This window comes from Streptomyces sp. NPDC006207, assembly GCF_040613835.1.
Classification (GTDB): Bacteria; Actinomycetota; Actinomycetes; order Streptomycetales; family Streptomycetaceae; genus Actinacidiphila.
Window position 1 is genome coordinate 1 of sequence record NZ_JBEXSX010000107.1, and the last position, 18,967, is coordinate 18,967.

Here is an 18,967-nt window from a genome sequence, read left to right on the forward strand (position 1 = left end):
AGATACGACAAGCGCGGCTACGTCTACCTCGGCACCGCCACCGCAGCAGCACTCGCCATCTGGCTCCGCACATGATCGCCCGGACAAGTCCTAGCTGCCGCCGGCCCCCGGCTGCGGCCGGGACCGGATCACGGTGAAGACGGCGCCCTCGGGGTCCGCCACGGTGGCCAGCCGGCCGTACTCGGAGTCGCGCGGCGTGCGGATGACCGTCCCGCCCAGGTCCGTCACCTGGCGGGCGGCGGCGTCGGTGTCGGCGACCTCGAAGTACGTCATCCAGTGCGCCCCGCGGTCGCGCGGCAGGGCCCGGCCGACGCCGTGGATCCCGCCGACCGGACGGCCGGCGAGGTGGAGCGTGAGGTAGTCGAAGTCGGTGGAGACGACCGCGTCGGTCTCCAGCCCGAAGACCACCGAGTAGAACTTGCCGACCAGCGAGGTCTCCCGGGTGACCAGCTCGTTCCAGACCGGCGCGCCCGGTACCCCGAAGACCTCGGTCCCGCGGTGGTGCCGGGCCTGCCACACCCCGAACACCGCGCCCATCGGGTCCGAGGCGACGGCCAGCCGTCCCGCGTCGTCCGCGTCCAGCGGGCCGACGCCCACCGTGCCGCCGCAGATCCGGATCAGCTCGGCGGTCTTGTCGGCGTCGTCCGTGGCGAAGTAGGTCGTCCAGGCGATCGGCAGGTGCCGGTCCCTGGGCAGCTCGCCGATGCCTGCCACGCTCTTCCCGTCCAGCGTGGCGCGCACGTACAGGCCCAGGGAATGCGGACCGGGGTGGAACTCCCAGCCGAACAGATGGCTGTAGAACTCCTGCGTGGCCTCGACGCTGTGAGCCAGCAGGCTGACCCAGCACGGGGTGCCGTGCGGGTGGCGGTTCCCTACCTCGGTCATCAATTCTCTCCTGGGGAGCAACGCTCGGGCTTGCAGGGGACGTGCCACAGCGATGCTCGCACCACCGGGTGTGCCGAGGACCGGGGCCGCGCCGCAGGTTTCCCGCGCCGGGTGACCACAATGGGCTTATGCATCCTGTCATTACCGTAACCGAATTGGCCGCGCTGCCGAAGGGCGTCCCGGGAGGCGCCGCCCTTCTGGACGTCCGCTGGCAACTGGGCGGGCCGCCCGGCCGTCCCGCGTACGAGGCCGGTCACCTGCCCGGCGCGCACTACGTCGACCTCGACACCGAACTCGCCGGACCGCCCGGGGCGGCGGGCCGCCATCCCCTCCCGGACCTCGCGGTGTTCACCGCCGCCATGCGCCGCGCGGGCGTCGGCCCGGACCGCGACGTCGTGGTCTACGACGGCGGTCCCGGCTGGGGCGCCGCCCGCGCGTGGTGGCTGCTGCGGTGGGCCGGGCACGAGCGGGTCCGCGTCCTGGACGGCGGGCTCGCGGCGTGGACCGCGGCGGGACTGCCCCTCGAGGCGGACGTCCCCGCCGACGAGGAGGGCGAGTTCACCGCGGCGCCGGGCGCGCTCCCCGTGCTCACCGCCGACGACGCGGCGGCACTGGCCCGCCGCGGCGTCCTCCTGGACGCCCGCGCGCCGGAGCGCTACCGGGGCGACACCGAGCCCATCGACCCAGTCGCCGGTCACATCCCCGGCGCGGTCAACGCCCCGACCACGGAGAACGTCGCCGCGGACACCGGAGTCTTCCTCGCCGCCGACGAACTGGCGGCGCGCTTCGGCAAGGCCGGCGCCATGCCCGGCGCCGAGGTCGGCGTCTACTGCGGCTCGGGCGTCTCCGGCGCCCACGAGGTGCTGGCCCTGGCGGTCGCCGGCATCCCCGCGGCGCTCTACGTCGGCTCCTGGAGCGAGTGGTCCACGGCGGGCCGGGACGTCGCGACCGGGCCGCAACCGGGCTGACAGGGCGCCGGCGGCTGGAGGCCGGCCCATACGGAGGACCGCACCGGGGCACCCCCTGAGGGGCGGCGTGCCCCGGTCAGTCCTGCTTCTTGCGCCGGCTCCCGAAGACGATCTCGTCCCAGCTCGGCACCGTCGCCCGCCGCCCCGGACGGACCCCGTCCGCCTCGGCCTGGCGGTCGGTGGAGCCGACCAGCCGGTCGCGGTGGGCGCCGACCGAACGCGGCATCAGGACGTCGGCGTACGCGGAGCCCGCGCCCGCACTCGCGGCGGGGGCCGGCGGCGCCTCCTCCTCCGCCCCGGGCGTGTCGGGACCGTCCTCCGCGACCGTGGCCGCGGCCGGCGTGTCGGGCGTGACGGAGGGCGGCCCCGCCTGGGCCGGCACCACCATGTCGCCGCGGAAGCTGGGGACCGCCTCCAGGAGGCTGGTCAGGGAGTCGCGCTCCTCCTCCGCCCGCTCCTCGGCGGTGCGTTCCGCCCGCTCGGCGCGGTCGGGCCGCTCCAGCGCACGGTCGCGCGGGAGCCGCGCGATCCGCGGCACGAAGGGGTAGCTCGGCTCCTGTGCGGCCTCCTGGGTCGTCTCCCCGATGAGCGCGCGCGCCTCGTCGTCCACGGCCTGGACGAGCCGGCGCGGCGGGTCGTACGTCCAGCTCGCGGAGTGCGGCTCACCGGCCACCCGGTAGACGAGGAGCACCTCCCAGGTGCCGTCGTCACGCCGCCAGGAGTCCCACAGGACGCTGTCCTTCTCGGCGCCGCGCAGCAGCAGCCGCTCCGCGACGGCCTCACCGAGCTGCGGACCGGTGCTCTCGCCCTGACGCCGCACCGCGGTTTTGCGGGCCCGCTCGGCCATGAAGGCGCGCTCCGCCAGCACGGGGCCCTCGAAGCGCCGGACGCGCTCCACCGGGATCCCGGCGAGCTGCGCGACCTCCTCGGCGGTGGCACCGGCTCGTATCCGCGCCTGGATGTCGCGCGGGCGCAGATGGCTCTCGACCTCGATCTCGATCTGGCCCAGCCGCGCCCGGTCGTTGCGGATGGCGGCACGCAGACGTTCGTCGATCGGAAGCGTGTACTCCGTGCTGTCGGCAGCCTTGAGCACCAGCCGTGTGCCGTCGTTGCTGACGGCCACGACACGCAGTTCGGGCACGGTTACCTCCCGGGTGGTGCCTGCCGACGTCACGTGCGTCGCTGCTCCCGATGGACGAGTGTGACCTGCCCGGGTGCAGCCTGCCACAACCTTGCTGAGTTTCCCGGCGTGTCGGGCATGTGCCGTGACTCGCCGTTATGGCACGGTTACCTATTTGCAACGCTGAGTGACCAAACGAACCACCCGGCGTCAAGTGTCTCCGGTTCGATCGACGGCACCCCGGGACGAGTGCGCCGTCTCCCCCCGGAGCCAGGATTTGTCACAGTACTCCATTTGGGCCACGTCGGTGGGGCGCCGCGCCGTCGAACTTCGCGCGCGCCAAGGGAGTTGGGTCGGGATCTTCACAAAAACCACACAAGTGGAACTATTCGCCGAGCGCCCGCCGCAGGTAGTCGTTGCGGAACAGCCGGTCCGGGTCCAGCCGGTCGCGCAGGGCGGTGAACTCGGCGAAGCGCGGGTAGGCCTTGGCGAAGTAGTCCGCGTCCCGGGTGTGGATCTTGCCCCAGTGGGGGCGCCCCTGATGGGCGGTCATGATCTGCTCGACCGCCGTGAAGTACTCCTGGTACCGGCTGCCGCGGTACATGTGCACCGCGACGTACGCGGTGTCCCGGCCGGAGGCCGTCGACAGCGCGATGTCGTCCGCCGGGGCGACCCGCACCTCCACGGGGAAGCTGATCCTGAACCGCGAGGACTCGACCATGGACTTCAGTTCGCGCAGCACCTCCACCGCGGCCTCGCGCGGCACCGCGTACTCCATCTCCACGAAACGCACACGACGTGGATGGGTGAACACCTTGTACGGGATGTCGGTGTAGGCGCGGGCCGACAGGGCCCGGCTGGAGACCTGGGCGATGCCCGGGATGAGCGCGGGCGCCGCCCGGCCCACGGCGCAGGCCGCCTGGAAGACCCCGTTGGACAGGAACTCGTCGTCGATCCAGCCGCGCACGCCCGGGACCGGGGCGGCGGGCCCCTGGCTGCGGTTGTTCCGCTTGGTGTTGCAGCCGTCGGTGTGCGGGAACCAGTAGAACTCGAAGTGCTCGTTCTCCTCGACCAGTTGGTCGAACTCGGAGACCACCCGGTCGAAGCGCATGGGCTCCTCGCGCGCGGCGAGCAGGAAGAGCGGTTCGACCGCGAAGGTGAGCGCGCTGACCACGCCGAGCGCGCCCAGTCCGATCCGGGCGGCGGCGAAGACCTCGGCGTTCTCCTCCGCCGAGCAGGTGAGCACCGAACCGTCGGCGAGCACCAGTTCCAGCGCCTTGACCTGGGCGGCTATGGAGCCCGAGTCGCGGCCCGTGCCGTGGGTTCCGGTGCTGGTCGCGCCGGCCACGGTCTGTTCCATGATGTCGCCCATGTTCGTGAGGGACAGGCCCTCGGCGGCGAGCAGCGCGTTGAGGTGCTTGAGCTGGACGCCCGCCTCCACCGTGACCGTGCCGGCCTCGCGGTCGACGCCCCGCACCGCGGTCATCCGCTCGGGCCGGATCAGGACGCCCGAGGTCGCCGCCGTCGAGGTGAAGGAGTGCCCGGTGCCGACCGCCTTGGCCGGGAGCCCGTCCGCCGCCGCCTTGCGGAGCACGGCCGCCAGTTCGTCCACCGAGGCGGGTGACGCGGTCCGCGCGGGCAGGGCCCGCACGTTCCCCGCCCAGTTACGCCATGTGGCCTTCCCGGCGGTCCTGTTCGTCGTAGCCATGCGCACGCGTCCCCTCCAGCTCAGGCGCCGGCTCCAGCCGGCGGTACCCCAGGAAGGCCGCCACCACGGCGAGCGCCGCGGCGGAGGCGGGCACCGCGAACGCGGCCCGGGCCCCCGCCGCGTCGATCACCCACCCGGCCAGAGAGGCGCCGAGCGCCACACCGACCGCGAGCCCCGTGCTCGTCCACGTCATGCCCTCGGTCAGCTTCGCGCGCGGTACCAACTGCTCGACGAGCGCCATGGTGGTGACCATCGTCGGTGCGATGGACAGGCCCGCGACGAACAGCGCCACGGCCAGGAACGTCAAGTTCCCGACCAGTAGTGGCGGGATCATACTCACGGCCATGGCCGCCACGCCCAGGAGGAAGCGGCGGGAAGCCGTTCCCGCCGGCTTCATCAGGCCGAAAAGCACCCCCGCGAGGCAGGAACCCGCCGCGTACACCGCGAGCACCACGCTGGCCGCGGCCTTGTGGCCCTGCTCCTCGGCGAAGGCCACGGTGTTGACGTCCACGGCACCGAAGAGCGCCCCGGTCGCGACGAAGGTCAGCACGAGCACCTGCAGCCCGCGGGAGCGCAGCGCGGAGCCGGGGGTGTGCTGTTCGCGAGGGTGGGGCGGCGGTTCGGTGGCGCGCTGCGCGCTCAGCAGCCACACCCCGGCGGCCAGGAAGAGCACGGCCAGCAGCGGCCCCGCCTCCGGGAACCAGATCGTGCACAGCCCGATCGACAGGATCGGGCCCACGATGAAGCAGACCTCGTCGACGACGGACTCGAAGGAGTAGGCGGTGTGCAGCAGCGCGGGCGACCCCCGGTGGATCATGGCCCACCGTGCCCGCACCATGGCGCCCAGGCTCGGGGTCGTCCCCGCCGGCGCGACGCAGACGAAGAGCGCCCAGTCCGGAGCCCCGGTCCGAACGCACACCAGCAGGCCCGCCACCGCCAGCACCGTCACCCCGGCCGCCGGGCGCAGCACCCTGCGCTGGCCGTACCGGTCGACCAGGCGGGAGACCTGCGGACCCAGCGCCGCCCCGGCCAGTGCCAGGGTGGCCGCCAGGGCGCCCGCGATCCCGTAGCGGCCGGTGACCTGGGACATCATCGTCACGATGCCGATGCCGAGCATGGACAGCGGCATCCGGCCGATGAAGCCCGCCGCCGAGAAACCCCTGGTCCCCGGAGTGGAGAAGATCGCGCGATAGGGACTGGGCACAGGGCGCTCCAACGGCTTCGTCGCCGATGTTCGGGGGCTGAGGTGGGGGCCGGAGTAAGGAATGTGACTGCCTCACACAGCTTACAAAGGGAGCGCAAGCGAATTTTCCCGTTCTTCGGCCGTCACCGCCGGGTGGCAGGATCGGAACATGTCCGATCACACCGAGGCCGGCACCGCCACTCCGTACGACGCACTGCTCCTGCTGTCCTTCGGGGGGCCCGAGGGGCCCGACGACGTCGTCCCCTTCCTGGAGAACGTCACGCGCGGCCGTGGCATCCCCCGCGAGCGCCTGAAGGAGGTGGGGCAGCACTACTTCCTCTTCGGCGGGGTCAGCCCCATCAACGCGCAGAACCGCGAGCTTCTGGAGGCGCTGCGCAAGGACTTCGCCGAGCACGGCCTCGACCTGCCCGTGTACTGGGGCAACCGCAACTGGTCGCCCTACCTCACCGACACGCTGCGCGAGCTGGCCGGGGACGGCCACCGCAGGGTCCTGGTCCTGGCCACCAGCGCGTACGCCTCCTACTCCGGCTGCCGGCAGTACCGCGAGAACCTCGCCGACTCCCTGGCCGCCCTCGAGGCCGAAGGACACCCCGTCCCCCGCGTGGACAAGCTGCGGCACTACTTCAACCACCCCGGCTTCGTCCGGCCCATGACCGACGCGGTGCTGACCGCCCTCGCCACGCTGCCCGAGGACGTCCGGGACGGGGCGCACCTGGCGTTCACCACCCACTCGATCCCCACCGCGGCCGCCGACACCTCGGGCCGGCCCGAGGCGCACACCGAGGACGGAGCCGGCGGCGCCTACGTCGCCCAGCACCTGGACACCGCCCGGGTGATCGCCAACGCCGTCCGCGAGGCCACCGGCACCGACCGCCCGTGGAAGCTGGTCTACCAGTCCCGCAGCGGCGCCCCCCACATCCCGTGGCTGGAGCCCGACATCTGCGACCACCTGGAGGAGCTGCACGCCTCCGGCGCACCCGCCGCGGTCATGGTGCCGATCGGCTTCGTCTCCGACCACATGGAGGTCAAGTACGACCTCGACACCGAGGCGACCGCCAAGGCCGCGGAACTGGGCCTGCCCGTCGCCCGCGCCGCCACCGTGGGAGCGGACCCGCGCTTCGCGGCCGCCGTGCGCGAGCTGGTGCTGGAGCGCGCCGCCACCGAGCGGGGCCTGACCCCCGAGCGGTGCGCGCTGGGCGCGCTCGGGCCCAGCCACGACGTGTGCCCCGTGGGCTGCTGCCCGGCGCGCAGCCCGCGGCCCGCTGCCGCGGGCGCCGAGTGACCGACGTACCCGAACGCACGAGGAGTACCGTGAACGACCACCTCAAGGACGAACTCCTGGCCGTGGCCCTCGAGGCCGCCCGCAGGGCGGGCGAGCTGCTGCGCGACGGCCGCCCGGCCGACCTCGGTGTGGCCGCCACCAAGAGCAGCCCGATCGACGTCGTCACCGAGATGGACATCGCCGCGGAGAAGCTGATCGCCTCCTTCGTCATCGAGCGCCGTCCGGACGACGGGCTCCTGGGCGAGGAGGGCGCCAGCACCCCGGGCACCAGCGGGGTCCGGTGGGTGATCGACCCGCTGGACGGGACCGTGAACTACCTGTACGGCCTGCCGTCGTGGGCCGTGAGCATCGCGGCCGAGCGGGACGGCGAGACGCTCGTCGGGGTCGTCGAGGCCCCGATGCGCGGCGAGAGCTACCGCGCGGTGCTGGGCCGGGGCGCGTGGGTGGGTGACCGGCCGGCGGCCGTGCGCCCGGCGCCGCCGATGGACCAGGCGCTGATCGGCACCGGCTTCGGCTACCTGCAGGAGCGGCGCGAGGGCCAGGCGAGGGTGCTCCGCGAGCTGGTGCCGCAGGTGCGGGACATACGCCGCGGCGGATCCGCCGCCATCGACCTGTGCGACGTGGGCTGCGGCCGCCTCAACGGCTACTACGAGCGCGGGCTGAACCCGTGGGACTACACGGCGGGTGCGCTGTTCGCCCGCGAGGCCGGTGCCCTGACCGGCGGCCGCCCCGGGGTGCCGGAGTCCACGGAGCTGACCGTGGCGGCCCCGCCGGGACTGTTCGAGCCCCTGCAGCGCCGGCTCGACGAACTCGGCGCCTGGCACGACTGAGGGCCGCTGACGCCCCCCGTGACGGCCGGCCGCGCCGTGCGGAACCGGCGGCGGGCACGCGAACGCCCCGGCACCTGTCCAGGTGTCCGGGGCGCGGCGTTCGGCTGTGCCGCCCTGGGCGATCTCAGGCGATCTTGGGCAGCACCTGGACGCCGTGCTCAGCGGCGAGGCGGCGCAGGTCGGCCAGTTCGGCCTCCTCGACCTCGGCCAGGAACTCGTCCCCGTCCTCGCGGGCGCGCAGAAGGTCCGATTCGGTGCTGTGTATGCGCTGCAGGATTCCAGTGGTGAATGCGTCCATCAGGTGGCGCCCCCTCGTCGTCGTGGGTTGACACAGGGATATTCGGGGTCGTGCGATGTGCGGGGTCGTTCGTTCACAGGTCTTGTCCGGGGACCCCTCGGATCACACAGCGGCTACTGCCACGGGAGTTGCGGACGCCCTGGGGGCGTGATCGGGGGTGTGCAGTCGTCCTCCCCAGGCCCGCCGGAGGGGAAACCTCCGGGACGCGAAGAATTGGGCGCCAACTGCTCTTACCCCTGTTTTACGGCCTCCCGGTGCAGGATGGAGGGGCGTTCAGCCTGCGCACGCGGGCTGTGCACGGCTCTTTGAGAAGTGCCTAGGGAAGGAACAGCGCCTTGCGCGTACTGGTCGTCGAGGACGAGCAACTGCTCGCCGATGCGGTAGCCACCGGACTACGCCGTGAGGCCATGGCCGTCGACGTCGTCTACGACGGCGGCGCCGCCCTGGAGCGGATCGGGGTCAACGACTACGACGTCGTCGTCCTCGACCGCGACCTGCCGGTCGTCCACGGGGACGACGTGTGCCGCAAGCTCGTGGAGCTGGGCCTGCCGACCCGTGTCCTGATGCTGACCGCCGCGGGCGACGTCAGCGACCGCGTGGAGGGGCTGGAGCTGGGCGCGGACGACTACCTCCCCAAGCCCTTCGCCTTCACCGAGCTGACCGCCCGCGTGCGGGCCCTCGGGCGCCGTACGACGGCGCCGCTGCCGCCGGTGCTGGAGCGTTCCGGGATCAAGCTCGACCCCAACCGCCGCGAGGTGACCCGGGAGGGCCGGCAGGTCCACCTGGCCCCCAAGGAGTTCGCGGTGCTGGAGGTGCTGCTGCGCAGCGAGGGGGCCGTGGTCTCCGCGGAGCAGTTGCTGGAGAAGGCCTGGGACGAGAACACCGACCCCTTCACCAACGTCGTGCGCGTCACCGTCATGACGCTGCGCCGCAAGCTCGGGGAGCCCGCGGTGATCGTCACCGTGCCCGGCTCCGGTTACCGGATCTGATCCGCCGTGCCCGCGCCCTCGTCCTCGCCGACGACCCCGCCCGCGTCGCAGGCCATCCCGCCCAAGCCCACCTGGGACCCGAAGCCGGCCGCCCGCCCCATGCCGCTGCTGCGCCCCACGATTCGGATAAGGCTCACCCTGCTCTACGGCGGCATGTTCCTGATCGCCGGGGTGATACTGCTGTGGATCATCTACCTGCTGGCGGCCCAGGCCATCCGCCAGGGCACCGAGGCGCAGTTCCACGTCGAGGCCGGCCGGCTGTCGCTCACCGGGCTGTGTCCCGAGCTGCCCACCGGCCCGACCAACCCCGACGCCTTCAACAAGGCCTACGTCCACTGCCTGGCGGTGCAGCGCGAGACCGCCCTGAACGTCCTGCTCAAGCGCTCGCTGTTCGCGCTCGTCGGTCTCGCCGTGCTCGCCTTCGCCTTCGGCTACCTGCTGGCCGGCCGTGTGCTGGCGCCGCTCGGCCGGATCACCCGCACCGCGCGCGGCGTGGTGAGCTCCGACCTGACCCAGCGGATCCACCTGACCGGCCCGGACGACGAGCTCAAGGAGCTGGCGGACACCTTCGACGACATGCTGGAGCGCCTGGAGCGGTCCTTCGACGCCCAGCGGCGCTTCGTCGCCAACGCCTCCCACGAGCTGAGAACGCCGCTGGCGATCACCCGCACGCTGCTGGAGGTCCAGCTCGCCGACCCCAACGCCTCCCCGGACATGGCACAGCTGGGGAAGAACCTGCTCGTCACCAACACGCGCAGCGAGCAACTGGTGGAGGGCCTGCTGCTGCTCGCCCGCAGCGACAACGAGATCGTCGACCGCAAACCGGTGGACCTCGCCGAGGCCGCCACCCAGGCGCTGGAGCAGACCCGCAGCGAGGCCGACGCCAAGGGCGTGGAGCTGCGTGCCGCGCTGGGCGAGGCGGTCGTCCAGGGCAACGGGGTCCTGCTGGAGCGCATCGCGCTGAACCTGGTGCAGAACGCCGTCCGGTACAACGTCGCGGACGAGGGCTGGGTGGAGGTCACCACGGGCGTCGAGGCGGGCTCCGCGGTCCTGGCGGTCGTCAACACCGGGCCCGTCGTCCCCGCGTACGAGATCGACAACCTGTTCGAACCCTTCCGCCGGCTGGGCAACGAGCGCACGGGCAGTGACAAGGGCGTCGGTCTCGGGCTCTCCATCGCCAAGTCCGTCGCCCGGGCCCACGGCGGCACGATCAGCGCGGTCCCGCGCGAGGGAGGTGGCCTGGTCATGCGGGTTGTCATCCCCGTGTGACCCGTCACACGACACCCCCGGAGACGTGTTCGCTTTGCGCTGAATTTTGCGGTCTGCGCGCCTCGGGGGCATGCTGTGAGCGATCACACATACGATTCCGGTCGCGGGTACTCTCCGTGATGGCGACCTCCGGGAAAAGACCGGAAAAATCCATGTTTCCGCAGGTCATGATCACGGGAAGTACACGTGGAGGCGCGAGCAAGGTGCGACAAGCGGGCCGTTTCCGGTCATGACCGGCAGCGGATGCGATCACCTCTTCGGGGGTGCGTTTGGGTGTCGATTGAGTAACGGCACTTGATGTAAGGCAAAATCTCCGCTTCGGGCCGGGCACAAGACCGGCCTCCCGTGCGTTACGTGCGCTGGAGACACCGCAGACACCCAGAGGGGGAGAGCGATACATGGCTACTGATTACGACACCCCACGCAAGACCGACGATGATGTCAACGAGGACAGCATCGAGGAACTCAAGGCCAGGCGGAACGACAAGTCGACCTCGACGGTCGACGTCGACGAGTTCGACCAGGCCGAGTCCCTCGAGCTGCCCGGAGCCGACCTCTCCAATGAGGAGCTGTCGGTCCGGGTGCTGCCCCGGCAGGCGGACGAGTTCACCTGCATGAGCTGCTTCCTCGTGCACCACCGCAGCCAGCTGGCGACGGAGAAGAACGGCAACCCGATCTGCCGCGACTGCGCGGCCTGACGGAGAGCCGGACCGTGGCGAGCGACGACGAGCGGGGCCATGAGGCCTCGCTCGCGGGCGCAACGGAGGGGCCGGCGGGCGATCTCGTCCCGTTCCGTCCCCCCGGCCGTGCTGCACGGGCACGGGCACGCGCCAAGGCGGCGCTGAACACCTTCGTCGACGGGCTCGTCGAGACGGCCCCGAGGGTCCCCGTCAGGGACCTGGAGACGCTTCGCCGCCAGTTCCCCGGGCTCGGGCCCGAGGAACTGGCCGACAAGCTGGTGAACGCCGCCACGATGGGCACCGCGACGGTCGGCGCCGGCATCGGCGCCGCCGCCATGCTGCCCACCCCGCCGGCCATGCCGGCGGAGCTGGCCTCGGAGACCCTCGGCGTCGCCCTGGTCGAGTACAAGCTCATCGCCGAGCTGCACGAGGTCTACGGGCTGCGCGCCCCGGGCACGCTGCGTCAGCGGTCGACGATGTACCTCGCCGAGTGGACCGAGCGGCGCGGGATCGACTTCTCCAAGCCGTCCACGCTGAACATCGCCCTCGGCGGCAGGATGAAGCGCGAGCTGCGCCAGCAGCTGATGAAGCGCACCATGCGCAACCTGCCGACACTGACCCCGTTCATGGTCGGCGCGGCCGTCGGTGCCGTGATGAACCGGCGCGACACCAAGAAGCTCGCGGAGCAGATCCGCAAGGACCTGCGCGTCCGCCAGGTGCCCTGGGGCCTGCTGTCCGCCGAGGAGGAGCCCCCGCCCGCGCTCGGGCCCGGTGGCTGAGCCACCCGGCACCGGGCACCCCGTGCCGGGGCGCCCGTCCGCTCAGACGCGCACGTCCCGCAGGGCCGCGGCCAGGCGCTCGGGCGAGCGGGTCGACAGGTACAGGTAGGGCGTCGGGTCGTCCGGGTCGGTGACCTCGACCTTGAGCGCGGTCGGCACGTACGCGCGCAGCAGCATGAAGGCGCGCGGATCGGCCTTGTACGACCGCCAGGCCACGGCCTCGTCCCGGTCCAGCACCGTGGCCTCGCCGAGCGCCGTCACGGGGATCTTCGCGTCCCCGGCCACCAGCGAACCGGCGACCACCCGCAGCCGCGGCGAGCCGTACGCGCTGACCAGGGCCGCTCCGGCGGCCGTACCGCCCACCAGCCCGCCGAGCAGCGCCAGGGGGCCGAAGGGCAGCAGGATCAGCGCCAGTGAGACGCCCGCGCCGACGGCGAGGCCCCACCAGGAACGCGGCGCGGTCAGCCGCTCCTCATAGCTCATGACGGTCATGACACCAAGCTTGTCATGCCGTGTCCTCAGCGCCCGCCCCGGGACCGCAGCCTCGTCAGCGCGTGCGCCGCGCGCGGGGGACGCCGCAGTCCCGTGGCGACCTGCTTGGCCCAGTCGGTCGCGGCGGTCGGCAGGGCGGCGTCCAGGACGGCGGAGGACCGGGCGTCGGTGCCCACCAGGTAGCGGGGGAGCGGCCGCGGTGCCGTGAGCGCCCTCAGCACCGTGCGCGCCACCGGGCGCGGCGAGGGCAGCTCCCGCTTGATCATCTCCTCCGCGGCCTCGTACTGGTGCCGGTAGGCGGAGTTGCGGCGCTGCGGGAGCCGGCTCGCGCCGCGCTGCCAGATGTCCGTGCCGTACGAGCCGGGCTCCACCAGTACGACCTTGACCCCGAACGGGGCGGCCTCCATCCGCAGCGCGTCCGTCACCGCCTCCAGGCCCTGCTTGCTGGCGCAGTACCAGCCGAGCAGCGGCATCGAGACCCGCCCGGAGATCGACGAGATGTTGACGATCCGCCCCGCGCGCCGGGCCCGCATCGTGGGCAGCACCAGGCGGGCGATGCGCGCCGGGGCCACCAGGTTCGTCTCCAGTTGCTGCCGGACCTGCTCGTCGTCGACGTCCTCGATCGCGCCGGGCTGGGCGATCCCGGCGTTGTTCACCACCGCCCACGGGCCGCCGTCCGTCATCGTGGCGATCTCGGTGAACGCCCGGACGGAGGACGTGGCGTCCGTGACGTCCAGCAGCACGGTGCGCACCGACGCGCCGGTGCGCTCCACCGCCTCCCGCAGCGCCTCCGCCTTCTCCTCGCTCCGTACCGTCCCGATGACGTCGAAACCGGCGTGGGCGAGTTCCAGGGTGGTGGCGAGGCCGATCCCGCACCCGGCTCCTGTGACGACGACGGACCTGGGGGTCATGTGGTGCTCCAAGGGAGGGTGCTCCGGTGATGGGCGGGCCGCGGGGCCGCAAGGACAACGGCCGGGCGGCGGGAATGGATCCCGCAGGAGGGTAGGGTCTCCCGCGTGAGTGGAGCTACGACCGACGCCGGCCCGGACCGCCCGGGCCTGACACCGCCGAGCGACGCCGTCGCGCCCGAGCGGCACCCCGACGCCCCCGCTCCCGGCGAACCGCTGGGCGCGCACTACGACCACTGCTTCGGCTGTGGCGGGGCGCAGCCGCACGGCCTGCACCTGGAGGCCACGGCCGGTGAGGGCGTCAGCGTGACCGCGGAGTTCAGGGTCCAGCCCGCCCACCAGGGCGCCCCGGGCCTGGCGCACGGCGGTGTGCTGGCCACGGCGCTCGACGAGACGCTCGGCTCGCTGGCCTGGCTGCTGCGGACCATCGCCGTGACAGGCCGCCTGGAGACCGACTTCGTGCAGCCCGTGCCGGTCGGCGCCACCCTCCACCTGGAGGCCCGCTGCACCGCCGTGGCCGGGCGCAAGATCTACTCCACCGCGGTCGGCCGCATCGGCGGCCCCGACGGCCCGGTCGCCGTCCGTGCGGACGCGCTGTTCATCGAGGTCAAGCTGGAGCACTTCACGGACAACGGCCGCCCCGAGGAGATCCGGGCCGCGATGTCCGACCCCGACCAGGTCAAGGTCGCGCGCGCCTTCGAGGTGAACCCGTGACCGGCGGCGGTCGCCCCCCGGTCGACGTCCTCATCCACCGTTTGCACGAGGACGTCCCGATTCCTTCGTACGGGCACCCGGGCGACGCCGGGGCCGACCTCGTCACCACCGAGGCGGCCGAACTGGCCCCCGGTGAGCGTGCCGTGCTGCCCACGGGCGTGTCGATCGCGCTGCCGTACGGCTACGCCGCCTTCGTGCACCCGCGCTCGGGCCTGGCCGCGAGGTGCGGAGTGGCGCTCGTGAATGCCCCGGGAACGGTTGATGCCGGGTACCGTGGGGAGATCAAGGTGATCGTGGTCAACCTGGACCCGCGCGAGAGCGTACGGTTCGCAGCAGGGGACCGGATCGCCCAACTGGTCGTCCAGCAGGTCGAGCGGGTCCGCTTCCACGAGGTGGCGGAGCTGCCCGGCTCGGAACGGGCGGCAGGGGGCTTCGGCTCCACGGGGGGTCATGCTGCGGTGGATGGCTCGCCGGTCGGTCCGTCCGGCAATGGATACGCATCGGTCATCGCTGACCGGGAAGGACAGTGACGTGTTCCGTCGTCGTCGCAAGGAGCGCGGAGACGCCCTCGACGAGCTCGAGGCCGAGGGCCCTGACGAGCTGGCCGAAGACGCCGAGGAGTCGGACGACTCCATGGAGTCCCGTCGGTACAACCTTCCGCCCGCCCCCAGGCCGGACGGCCCGTGGGACGTGAGCGAGGTCAGGGACCCGGCCGAGGGCCGGGTCGACCTGGGCGGGCTGTTCGTGCCCGGTGTGCAGGGCATGGAGCTGCGCGTCGAGGTGGCCGGGGAGTCCATCGTCGCCGCGACCGTGGTGCTCCGGGAGAGCGCCGTCCAGCTGCAGGGCTTCGCCGCCCCCAAGTCGGAGGGCATCTGGGGCGAGGTCCGCGACGAGATCGCGTCCGGCATCACCAAGCAGGGCGGCATCGTCGACGAGGTCGAGGGTCCGCTGGGCTGGGAGCTGCGCGCCCAGGTCCCGGTGCAGCTGCCCAACGGCGCCAACGGCGTCCAGGTCGTGCGCTTCGTCGGCTGTGACGGCCCGCGCTGGTTCCTGCGGGGCGTCATCTCCGGGCAGGGCGCCGTCCAGCCCGAGACCGCCGGCCTGCTGGAGCAGATCTTCCGCGACACGGTCGTCGTCCGCGGCGAGTCGCCGATGGCGCCGCGCGACCCGATCGTGCTGAAGCTGCCCAACGACGCCCAGATGGTGCCCGAGGGCATCGCCCAGGAGGAGGCCGGTCGCTTCTCCGACGGCATCGACCCGATGCGTCGCGGACCGGAGATCACCGAGGTGCACTGAACCCCGGGGCCCAGTGCCCCGGCCACGCCGAACGCCCGTGGGCCGACCTGTGAGAACAGGTCGGCCCACGGGCGTTTTCGCAGGTCACCGGGGTGAACGTCAAAGGTCCGTCAAGGCGCCGTGAGGGCCCGTATGGAAGCCGTCAACGAGGCCCGCGTACGGCGGGGACGGAGGTTTCCTGGCCTGGTAAACGTTCGATCCGAAGCTAGGAGCACACGATGGCCGACCTGGCCTTCGTGGTCACCACGATCGCGGTCTTCGCGCTGGTGGCCCTCATCGCCAAGGGGGTGGCGAAGCTGTGAGCGCCGAGAACGTCGTCGGACTCGTCGTCGCCGTCGCCCTGCTGGGCTACCTGATCCTGGCGCTCGTCCGACCCGAGAGGTTCTGAGTTCCGGACATGGGCCCCATCACCGCTGACGTGCTCCAGGTCACCGCCCTCATCGTGGCGCTGGCCCTGGTGTACCGCCCCTTCGGCGACTACATGGCCGCCGTCTACACCTCCGACCGTCACCTGCGGGTCGAGCGGCTGATCTACCGCTGCTTCGGCGCCGACCCGGACGCCGAGATGCGCTGGCCCGCCTACCTCAGGGCGGTGCTGGCCTTCTCCTTCGTGGGCGTGCTGTTCCTGTACCTGTTCCTGCGGCTCCAAGACCACCTCCCGCTGTCGCTCGGCTTCGCCGCCATCACGCCCGACCAGGCGTTCAACACCGCGGCCTCGTTCGTGACCAACACGAACTGGCAGTCGTACATGGGTGAGAACGCCATGGGCCACGCCGCCCAGACCGCGGGGCTGGCCGTGCAGAACTTCGTCTCGGCGGCGGTCGGCATGGCCGTGGCCGTGGCGCTGGTCCGCGGCTTCGTGCGCTCGCGCACCGGTGAGCTCGGCAACTTCTGGGCCGACATGGTCCGCGGCACCGTCCGCATCCTGCTGCCCGTGGCGTTCGTCGCCGCGATCGTGCTGGTGGGCTTCGGGGCGATCCAGAACTTCGCCGGCTGGCACGAGATCACCACCCTCGCCGGCGGCCACCAGACGCTGACCGGAGGCGCGGTGGCCTCCCAGGAGGCCATCAAGGAGCTCGGCACCAACGGCGGCGGCTTCTACAACGTCAACTCCGCCCACCCCTTCGAGAACCCGGACGCGTTCACCAACCTCTTCGAGATCTTCCTGATGCTGGTGATCCCGCTCTCGCTGACCCGCACCTTCGGGAAGCTGGTCGGCAACATCAGGCAGGGCTACGCGATCCTCGCGGCGATGGGCCTGATCTGGATCGGCTTCGTCACGCTGATGACCTGGGTCGAGTTCGCGCACCCCGGCTCGGCGAACCAGATCGCGGGCGCCGCCATGGAGGGCAAGGAACAGCGCTTCGGCGTCGGCGCCTCGTCGCTGTTCGCGGTGAGCACCACCTTGACGTCGACCGGCGCGGTGGACTCCTTCCACTCCTCCTTCACCGGCCTCGGCGGAGGCATCACCCTGCTCGGGATGATGCTGGGCGAGATCGCCCCGGGCGGTGTCGGCTCCGGCCTCTACGGCATCCTGATCATGGCGATCATCGCGGTGTTCATCGCCGGCCTGATGGTCGGCCGCACCCCGGAGTACCTGGGCAAGAAGATCGGCACCCGCGAGATCAAGCTCGCCGCCCTCTACATCCTGGTCACCCCGACCGTCGTGCTGGTCTTCACCGCCCTGGCGATGGCCCTGCCGACCCCGCCGCACTCCATGCTCAACAGCGGGCCGCACGGCTTCTCCGAGGTCCTGTACGCCTACACCTCCGCCGGCAACAACAACGGCTCCGCCTTCGCCGGCCTGAGCGCCAACACGCAGTGGTACAACACCACGCTCGGCCTCGCGATGCTCCTCGGGCGCTTCGTGCCGATGGTCTTCGTCCTGGCCCTGGCCGGTTCGCTCGCCCGGCAGAAGCCGGTGCCTGCCACCGCGGGCACCCTGCGCACCGAGAAGCCGCTCTTCGCGAGCCTGCTCGTCGGCGCGATCCTGATCATCACCGCACTGACCTACTTCCCGGCGCTCGCCCTCGGCCCGCTCGCGGAAGGCCTGTCATGAGCCGTGCGACCACCCCCACCCCCGTAGAGGAAACCATGTCCACCGACACGCCCGTACGCGCGCCCGAGGGAGGACTGGCACCGCACGCCCCGGACGCGGGCCACGGCGCCCGTGTCTCGGGCGGGCTCTTCGACCCGGCCCAGCTGCTGCGGTCCCTCCCGGACGCCCTGCGCAAGCTCGACCCCCGGGTGATGGTCAAGTCGCCCGTCATGTTCGTGGTCCTGATCGGCTCGGTGCTCACCACGGTGCTGGCGCTGCTCTCCCCGGCCGACTGGTTCGGCTGGGCGATCACCGCATGGCTCTGGCTCACCGTGATCTTCGCCAACCTCGCGGAGGCCGTCGCCGAGGGCCGCGGCAAGGCCCAGGCCGACACGCTGCGCCGGGCCAAGACCGACACCGTCGCCCGCCGTCTCATGGACGGCGCCGAGGAGCGCGTGCCGGGGACGGAACTGCGCGTCGGCGACCTGGTGGTCTGCGAGGCGGGCGACGTGATCCCGGGTGATGGTGACGTCGTGGAAGGCGTCGCGTCGGTCGACGAGTCGGCGATCACCGGTGAGTCGGCGCCGGTCATCCGGGAGTCCGGTGGTGACCGCAGCGCGGTCACGGGCGGCACGAAGGTGCTGTCGGACCGGATCGTCGTCCGCATCACGACCAAGCCCGGTGAGACCTTCATCGACCGGATGATCGCCCTCGTGGAGGGCGCGGCCCGGCAGAAGACGCCCAACGAGATCGCGCTGAACATTCTGCTGGCCTCGCTGACCATCGTCTTCCTGCTCGCGGTCGTCACCCTGCAGCCGTTCGCGATCTACGCGGGCGCCGAGCAGTCGATGATCGTCCTGGTCGCGCTGCTGGTCTGCCTCATCCCGACGACGATCGGCGCCCTGCTGTCGGCGATCGGCATCGCCGGCATGGACCGCCTGGTGCAGCGCAATGTGCTCGCCATGTCCGGCCGGGCCGTCGAGGCCGCCGGCGACGTGTCCACCCTGCTGCTCGACAAGACCGGGACCATCACCCTCGGCAACCGCCAGGCCGCGGAGTTCGTGCCCGTGGCGGGCGCGGACGAGGCCGGGCTCGCCGACGCCGCGCAGTTGTCTTCGCTGGCCGACGAGACGCCCGAGGGCCGTTCCGTCGTCGTCCTGGCGAAGGAGAAGTACGGCCTCCGCGAGCGAAACGAGGGCGAGCTCGGGCACGCCGCGTTCGTGCCCTTCACCGCGCAGACCCGTATGTCCGGCGTCGACGTCGACGGCCGCCAGATCCGCAAGGGCGCGGCCGGCGCGATCGCCGCCTGGGTCAGCGGGAACGGCGGCACCGTCGCCCCCGACGCGCAGCGCACCGTCGACACCATCTCCGCCGCCGGCGGCACCCCGTTGCTGGTCGCGGTCAAGGAGGACGGCGCGGCCCGCGTGCTGGGTGTCATCCACCTGAAGGACGTGGTCAAGGAGGGCATGCGGGAGCGGTTCGACGAGCTGCGGCGGATGGGCATCCG

At 72.1% G+C, this 18,967-nt stretch carries 20 protein-coding genes; 13 read left to right on the top strand and 7 right to left on the bottom strand.

The annotated features are described in order from the left end of the window. Positions 1 to 90: 90 nt before the first annotated feature. Positions 91 to 885, bottom strand: coding sequence for a VOC family protein (locus tag ABZ312_RS43240; RefSeq protein ID WP_500321929.1), 795 nt, complete (start codon positions 883 to 885; stop codon positions 91 to 93). Positions 886 to 1,013: 128 nt separating this feature from the next. Between ABZ312_RS43240 and ABZ312_RS43245 the strand changes: the two genes are divergently transcribed. After that, a complete protein-coding gene (locus tag ABZ312_RS43245) occupies positions 1,014 to 1,853 on the top strand; it encodes a sulfurtransferase (protein WP_500321928.1) in 840 nt (279 codons plus the stop codon). 76 nt (positions 1,854 to 1,929) lie between these two features. Here the strand turns inward: ABZ312_RS43245 and sepH are convergent, their stop codons facing one another. The 3 genes from sepH to ABZ312_RS43260 all read right to left on the bottom strand — a co-directional run bounded on the left by sepH (position 1,930) and on the right by ABZ312_RS43260 (position 5,885). Beyond that, entirely contained in the window at positions 1,930 to 3,027 is a 1,098-nt protein-coding gene (gene sepH, locus ABZ312_RS43250; RefSeq protein ID WP_500321927.1) for a septation protein SepH, read from the bottom strand. Positions 3,028 to 3,358: 331 nt separating this feature from the next. Beyond that, a complete protein-coding gene (locus ABZ312_RS43255) occupies positions 3,359 to 4,681 on the bottom strand; it encodes a D-arabinono-1,4-lactone oxidase (protein ID WP_500440060.1) in 1,323 nt (440 codons plus the stop codon). Beyond that, positions 4,638 to 5,885, bottom strand: coding sequence for an MFS transporter (locus tag ABZ312_RS43260; RefSeq protein WP_500321925.1), 1,248 nt, complete (start codon positions 5,883 to 5,885; stop codon positions 4,638 to 4,640). Before ABZ312_RS43260 ends, ABZ312_RS43255 begins: the two co-directional genes overlap by 44 nt. 148 nt (positions 5,886 to 6,033) lie before the next feature. On the opposite strand from ABZ312_RS43260, the gene ABZ312_RS43265 reads away from it, so the two are divergent. Further along, positions 6,034 to 7,167, top strand: a complete 1,134-nt coding sequence (locus ABZ312_RS43265; protein ID WP_500440061.1) for a ferrochelatase — start codon at positions 6,034 to 6,036, stop codon at positions 7,165 to 7,167. A gap of 29 nt (positions 7,168 to 7,196) precedes the next feature. Then, the gene (locus ABZ312_RS43270; protein WP_500321923.1) at positions 7,197 to 7,997 is read left to right on the top strand and encodes an inositol monophosphatase family protein; all 801 of its coding nucleotides are present in this window, start codon (positions 7,197 to 7,199) and stop codon (positions 7,995 to 7,997) included. Between the two features lie 124 nt (positions 7,998 to 8,121). Here ABZ312_RS43270 and ABZ312_RS43275 read toward each other — a convergent pair whose 3' ends face one another. Continuing rightward, positions 8,122 to 8,295 carry a hypothetical protein gene (locus ABZ312_RS43275; protein ID WP_018561851.1) on the bottom strand — a complete coding sequence of 58 codons (174 nt, stop codon included), beginning with the start codon at positions 8,293 to 8,295 and terminating at the stop codon, positions 8,122 to 8,124. Positions 8,296 to 8,630: 335 nt separating this feature from the next. Here ABZ312_RS43275 and ABZ312_RS43280 point away from each other — a divergent pair, with 335 nt between their 5' ends. The 4 genes from ABZ312_RS43280 (at position 8,631) to ABZ312_RS43295 (ending at position 12,012) form a co-directional block, all read left to right on the top strand. Then, positions 8,631 to 9,284, top strand: coding sequence for a response regulator transcription factor (locus ABZ312_RS43280; protein ID WP_499514502.1), 654 nt, complete (start codon positions 8,631 to 8,633; stop codon positions 9,282 to 9,284). Positions 9,285 to 9,290: 6 nt separating this feature from the next. Continuing rightward, positions 9,291 to 10,553: a sensor histidine kinase gene (locus tag ABZ312_RS43285; RefSeq protein WP_500321922.1), complete on the top strand. Its 1,263-nt coding sequence runs from the start codon at positions 9,291 to 9,293 to the stop codon at positions 10,551 to 10,553. 398 nt (positions 10,554 to 10,951) lie between these two features. Then, the gene (locus ABZ312_RS43290; protein ID WP_018561848.1) at positions 10,952 to 11,251 is read left to right on the top strand and encodes a DUF4193 domain-containing protein; all 300 of its coding nucleotides are present in this window, start codon (positions 10,952 to 10,954) and stop codon (positions 11,249 to 11,251) included. Between the two features lie 14 nt (positions 11,252 to 11,265). Next, entirely contained in the window at positions 11,266 to 12,012 is a 747-nt protein-coding gene (locus ABZ312_RS43295) for a hypothetical protein (RefSeq protein WP_500321921.1), read from the top strand. A gap of 42 nt (positions 12,013 to 12,054) precedes the next feature. Here ABZ312_RS43295 and ABZ312_RS43300 read toward each other — a convergent pair whose 3' ends face one another. Both ABZ312_RS43300 and ABZ312_RS43305 read right to left on the bottom strand, forming a co-directional pair. Continuing rightward, on the bottom strand, positions 12,055 to 12,504 hold the full coding sequence (locus ABZ312_RS43300) for a DUF3093 domain-containing protein (RefSeq protein ID WP_500321920.1): 450 nt from the start codon (positions 12,502 to 12,504) through the stop codon (positions 12,055 to 12,057). A gap of 26 nt (positions 12,505 to 12,530) precedes the next feature. Beyond that, positions 12,531 to 13,415, bottom strand: a complete 885-nt coding sequence (locus ABZ312_RS43305) for an SDR family oxidoreductase (RefSeq protein WP_500321918.1) — start codon at positions 13,413 to 13,415, stop codon at positions 12,531 to 12,533. A 105-nt stretch (positions 13,416 to 13,520) separates the two neighbouring features. Between ABZ312_RS43305 and ABZ312_RS43310 the strand changes: the two genes are divergently transcribed. The 6 genes from ABZ312_RS43310 to kdpB all read left to right on the top strand — a co-directional run. Then, entirely contained in the window at positions 13,521 to 14,126 is a 606-nt protein-coding gene (locus ABZ312_RS43310) for a PaaI family thioesterase (RefSeq protein WP_500321917.1), read from the top strand. Next, entirely contained in the window at positions 14,123 to 14,656 is a 534-nt protein-coding gene (dut, locus tag ABZ312_RS43315; RefSeq protein WP_499514508.1) for a dUTP diphosphatase, read from the top strand. The genes ABZ312_RS43310 and dut overlap by 4 nt, the downstream gene beginning before the upstream one ends. Position 14,657: 1 nt before the next feature. Then, on the top strand, positions 14,658 to 15,422 hold the full coding sequence (locus ABZ312_RS43320) for a DUF3710 domain-containing protein (RefSeq protein ID WP_499514509.1): 765 nt from the start codon (positions 14,658 to 14,660) through the stop codon (positions 15,420 to 15,422). A gap of 298 nt (positions 15,423 to 15,720) precedes the next feature. Continuing rightward, positions 15,721 to 15,810: a K(+)-transporting ATPase subunit F gene (kdpF, locus tag ABZ312_RS43325; protein WP_499514510.1), complete on the top strand. Its 90-nt coding sequence runs from the start codon at positions 15,721 to 15,723 to the stop codon at positions 15,808 to 15,810. Positions 15,811 to 15,819: 9 nt separating this feature from the next. After that, the gene (gene kdpA / locus ABZ312_RS43330; RefSeq protein ID WP_500321916.1) at positions 15,820 to 17,481 is read left to right on the top strand and encodes a potassium-transporting ATPase subunit KdpA; all 1,662 of its coding nucleotides are present in this window, start codon (positions 15,820 to 15,822) and stop codon (positions 17,479 to 17,481) included. Positions 17,482 to 17,516: 35 nt separating this feature from the next. Further along, on the top strand, positions 17,517 to 18,967 hold a 1,451-nt coding region (gene kdpB, locus ABZ312_RS43335; protein WP_500440062.1), incomplete at its 3' end, for a potassium-transporting ATPase subunit KdpB.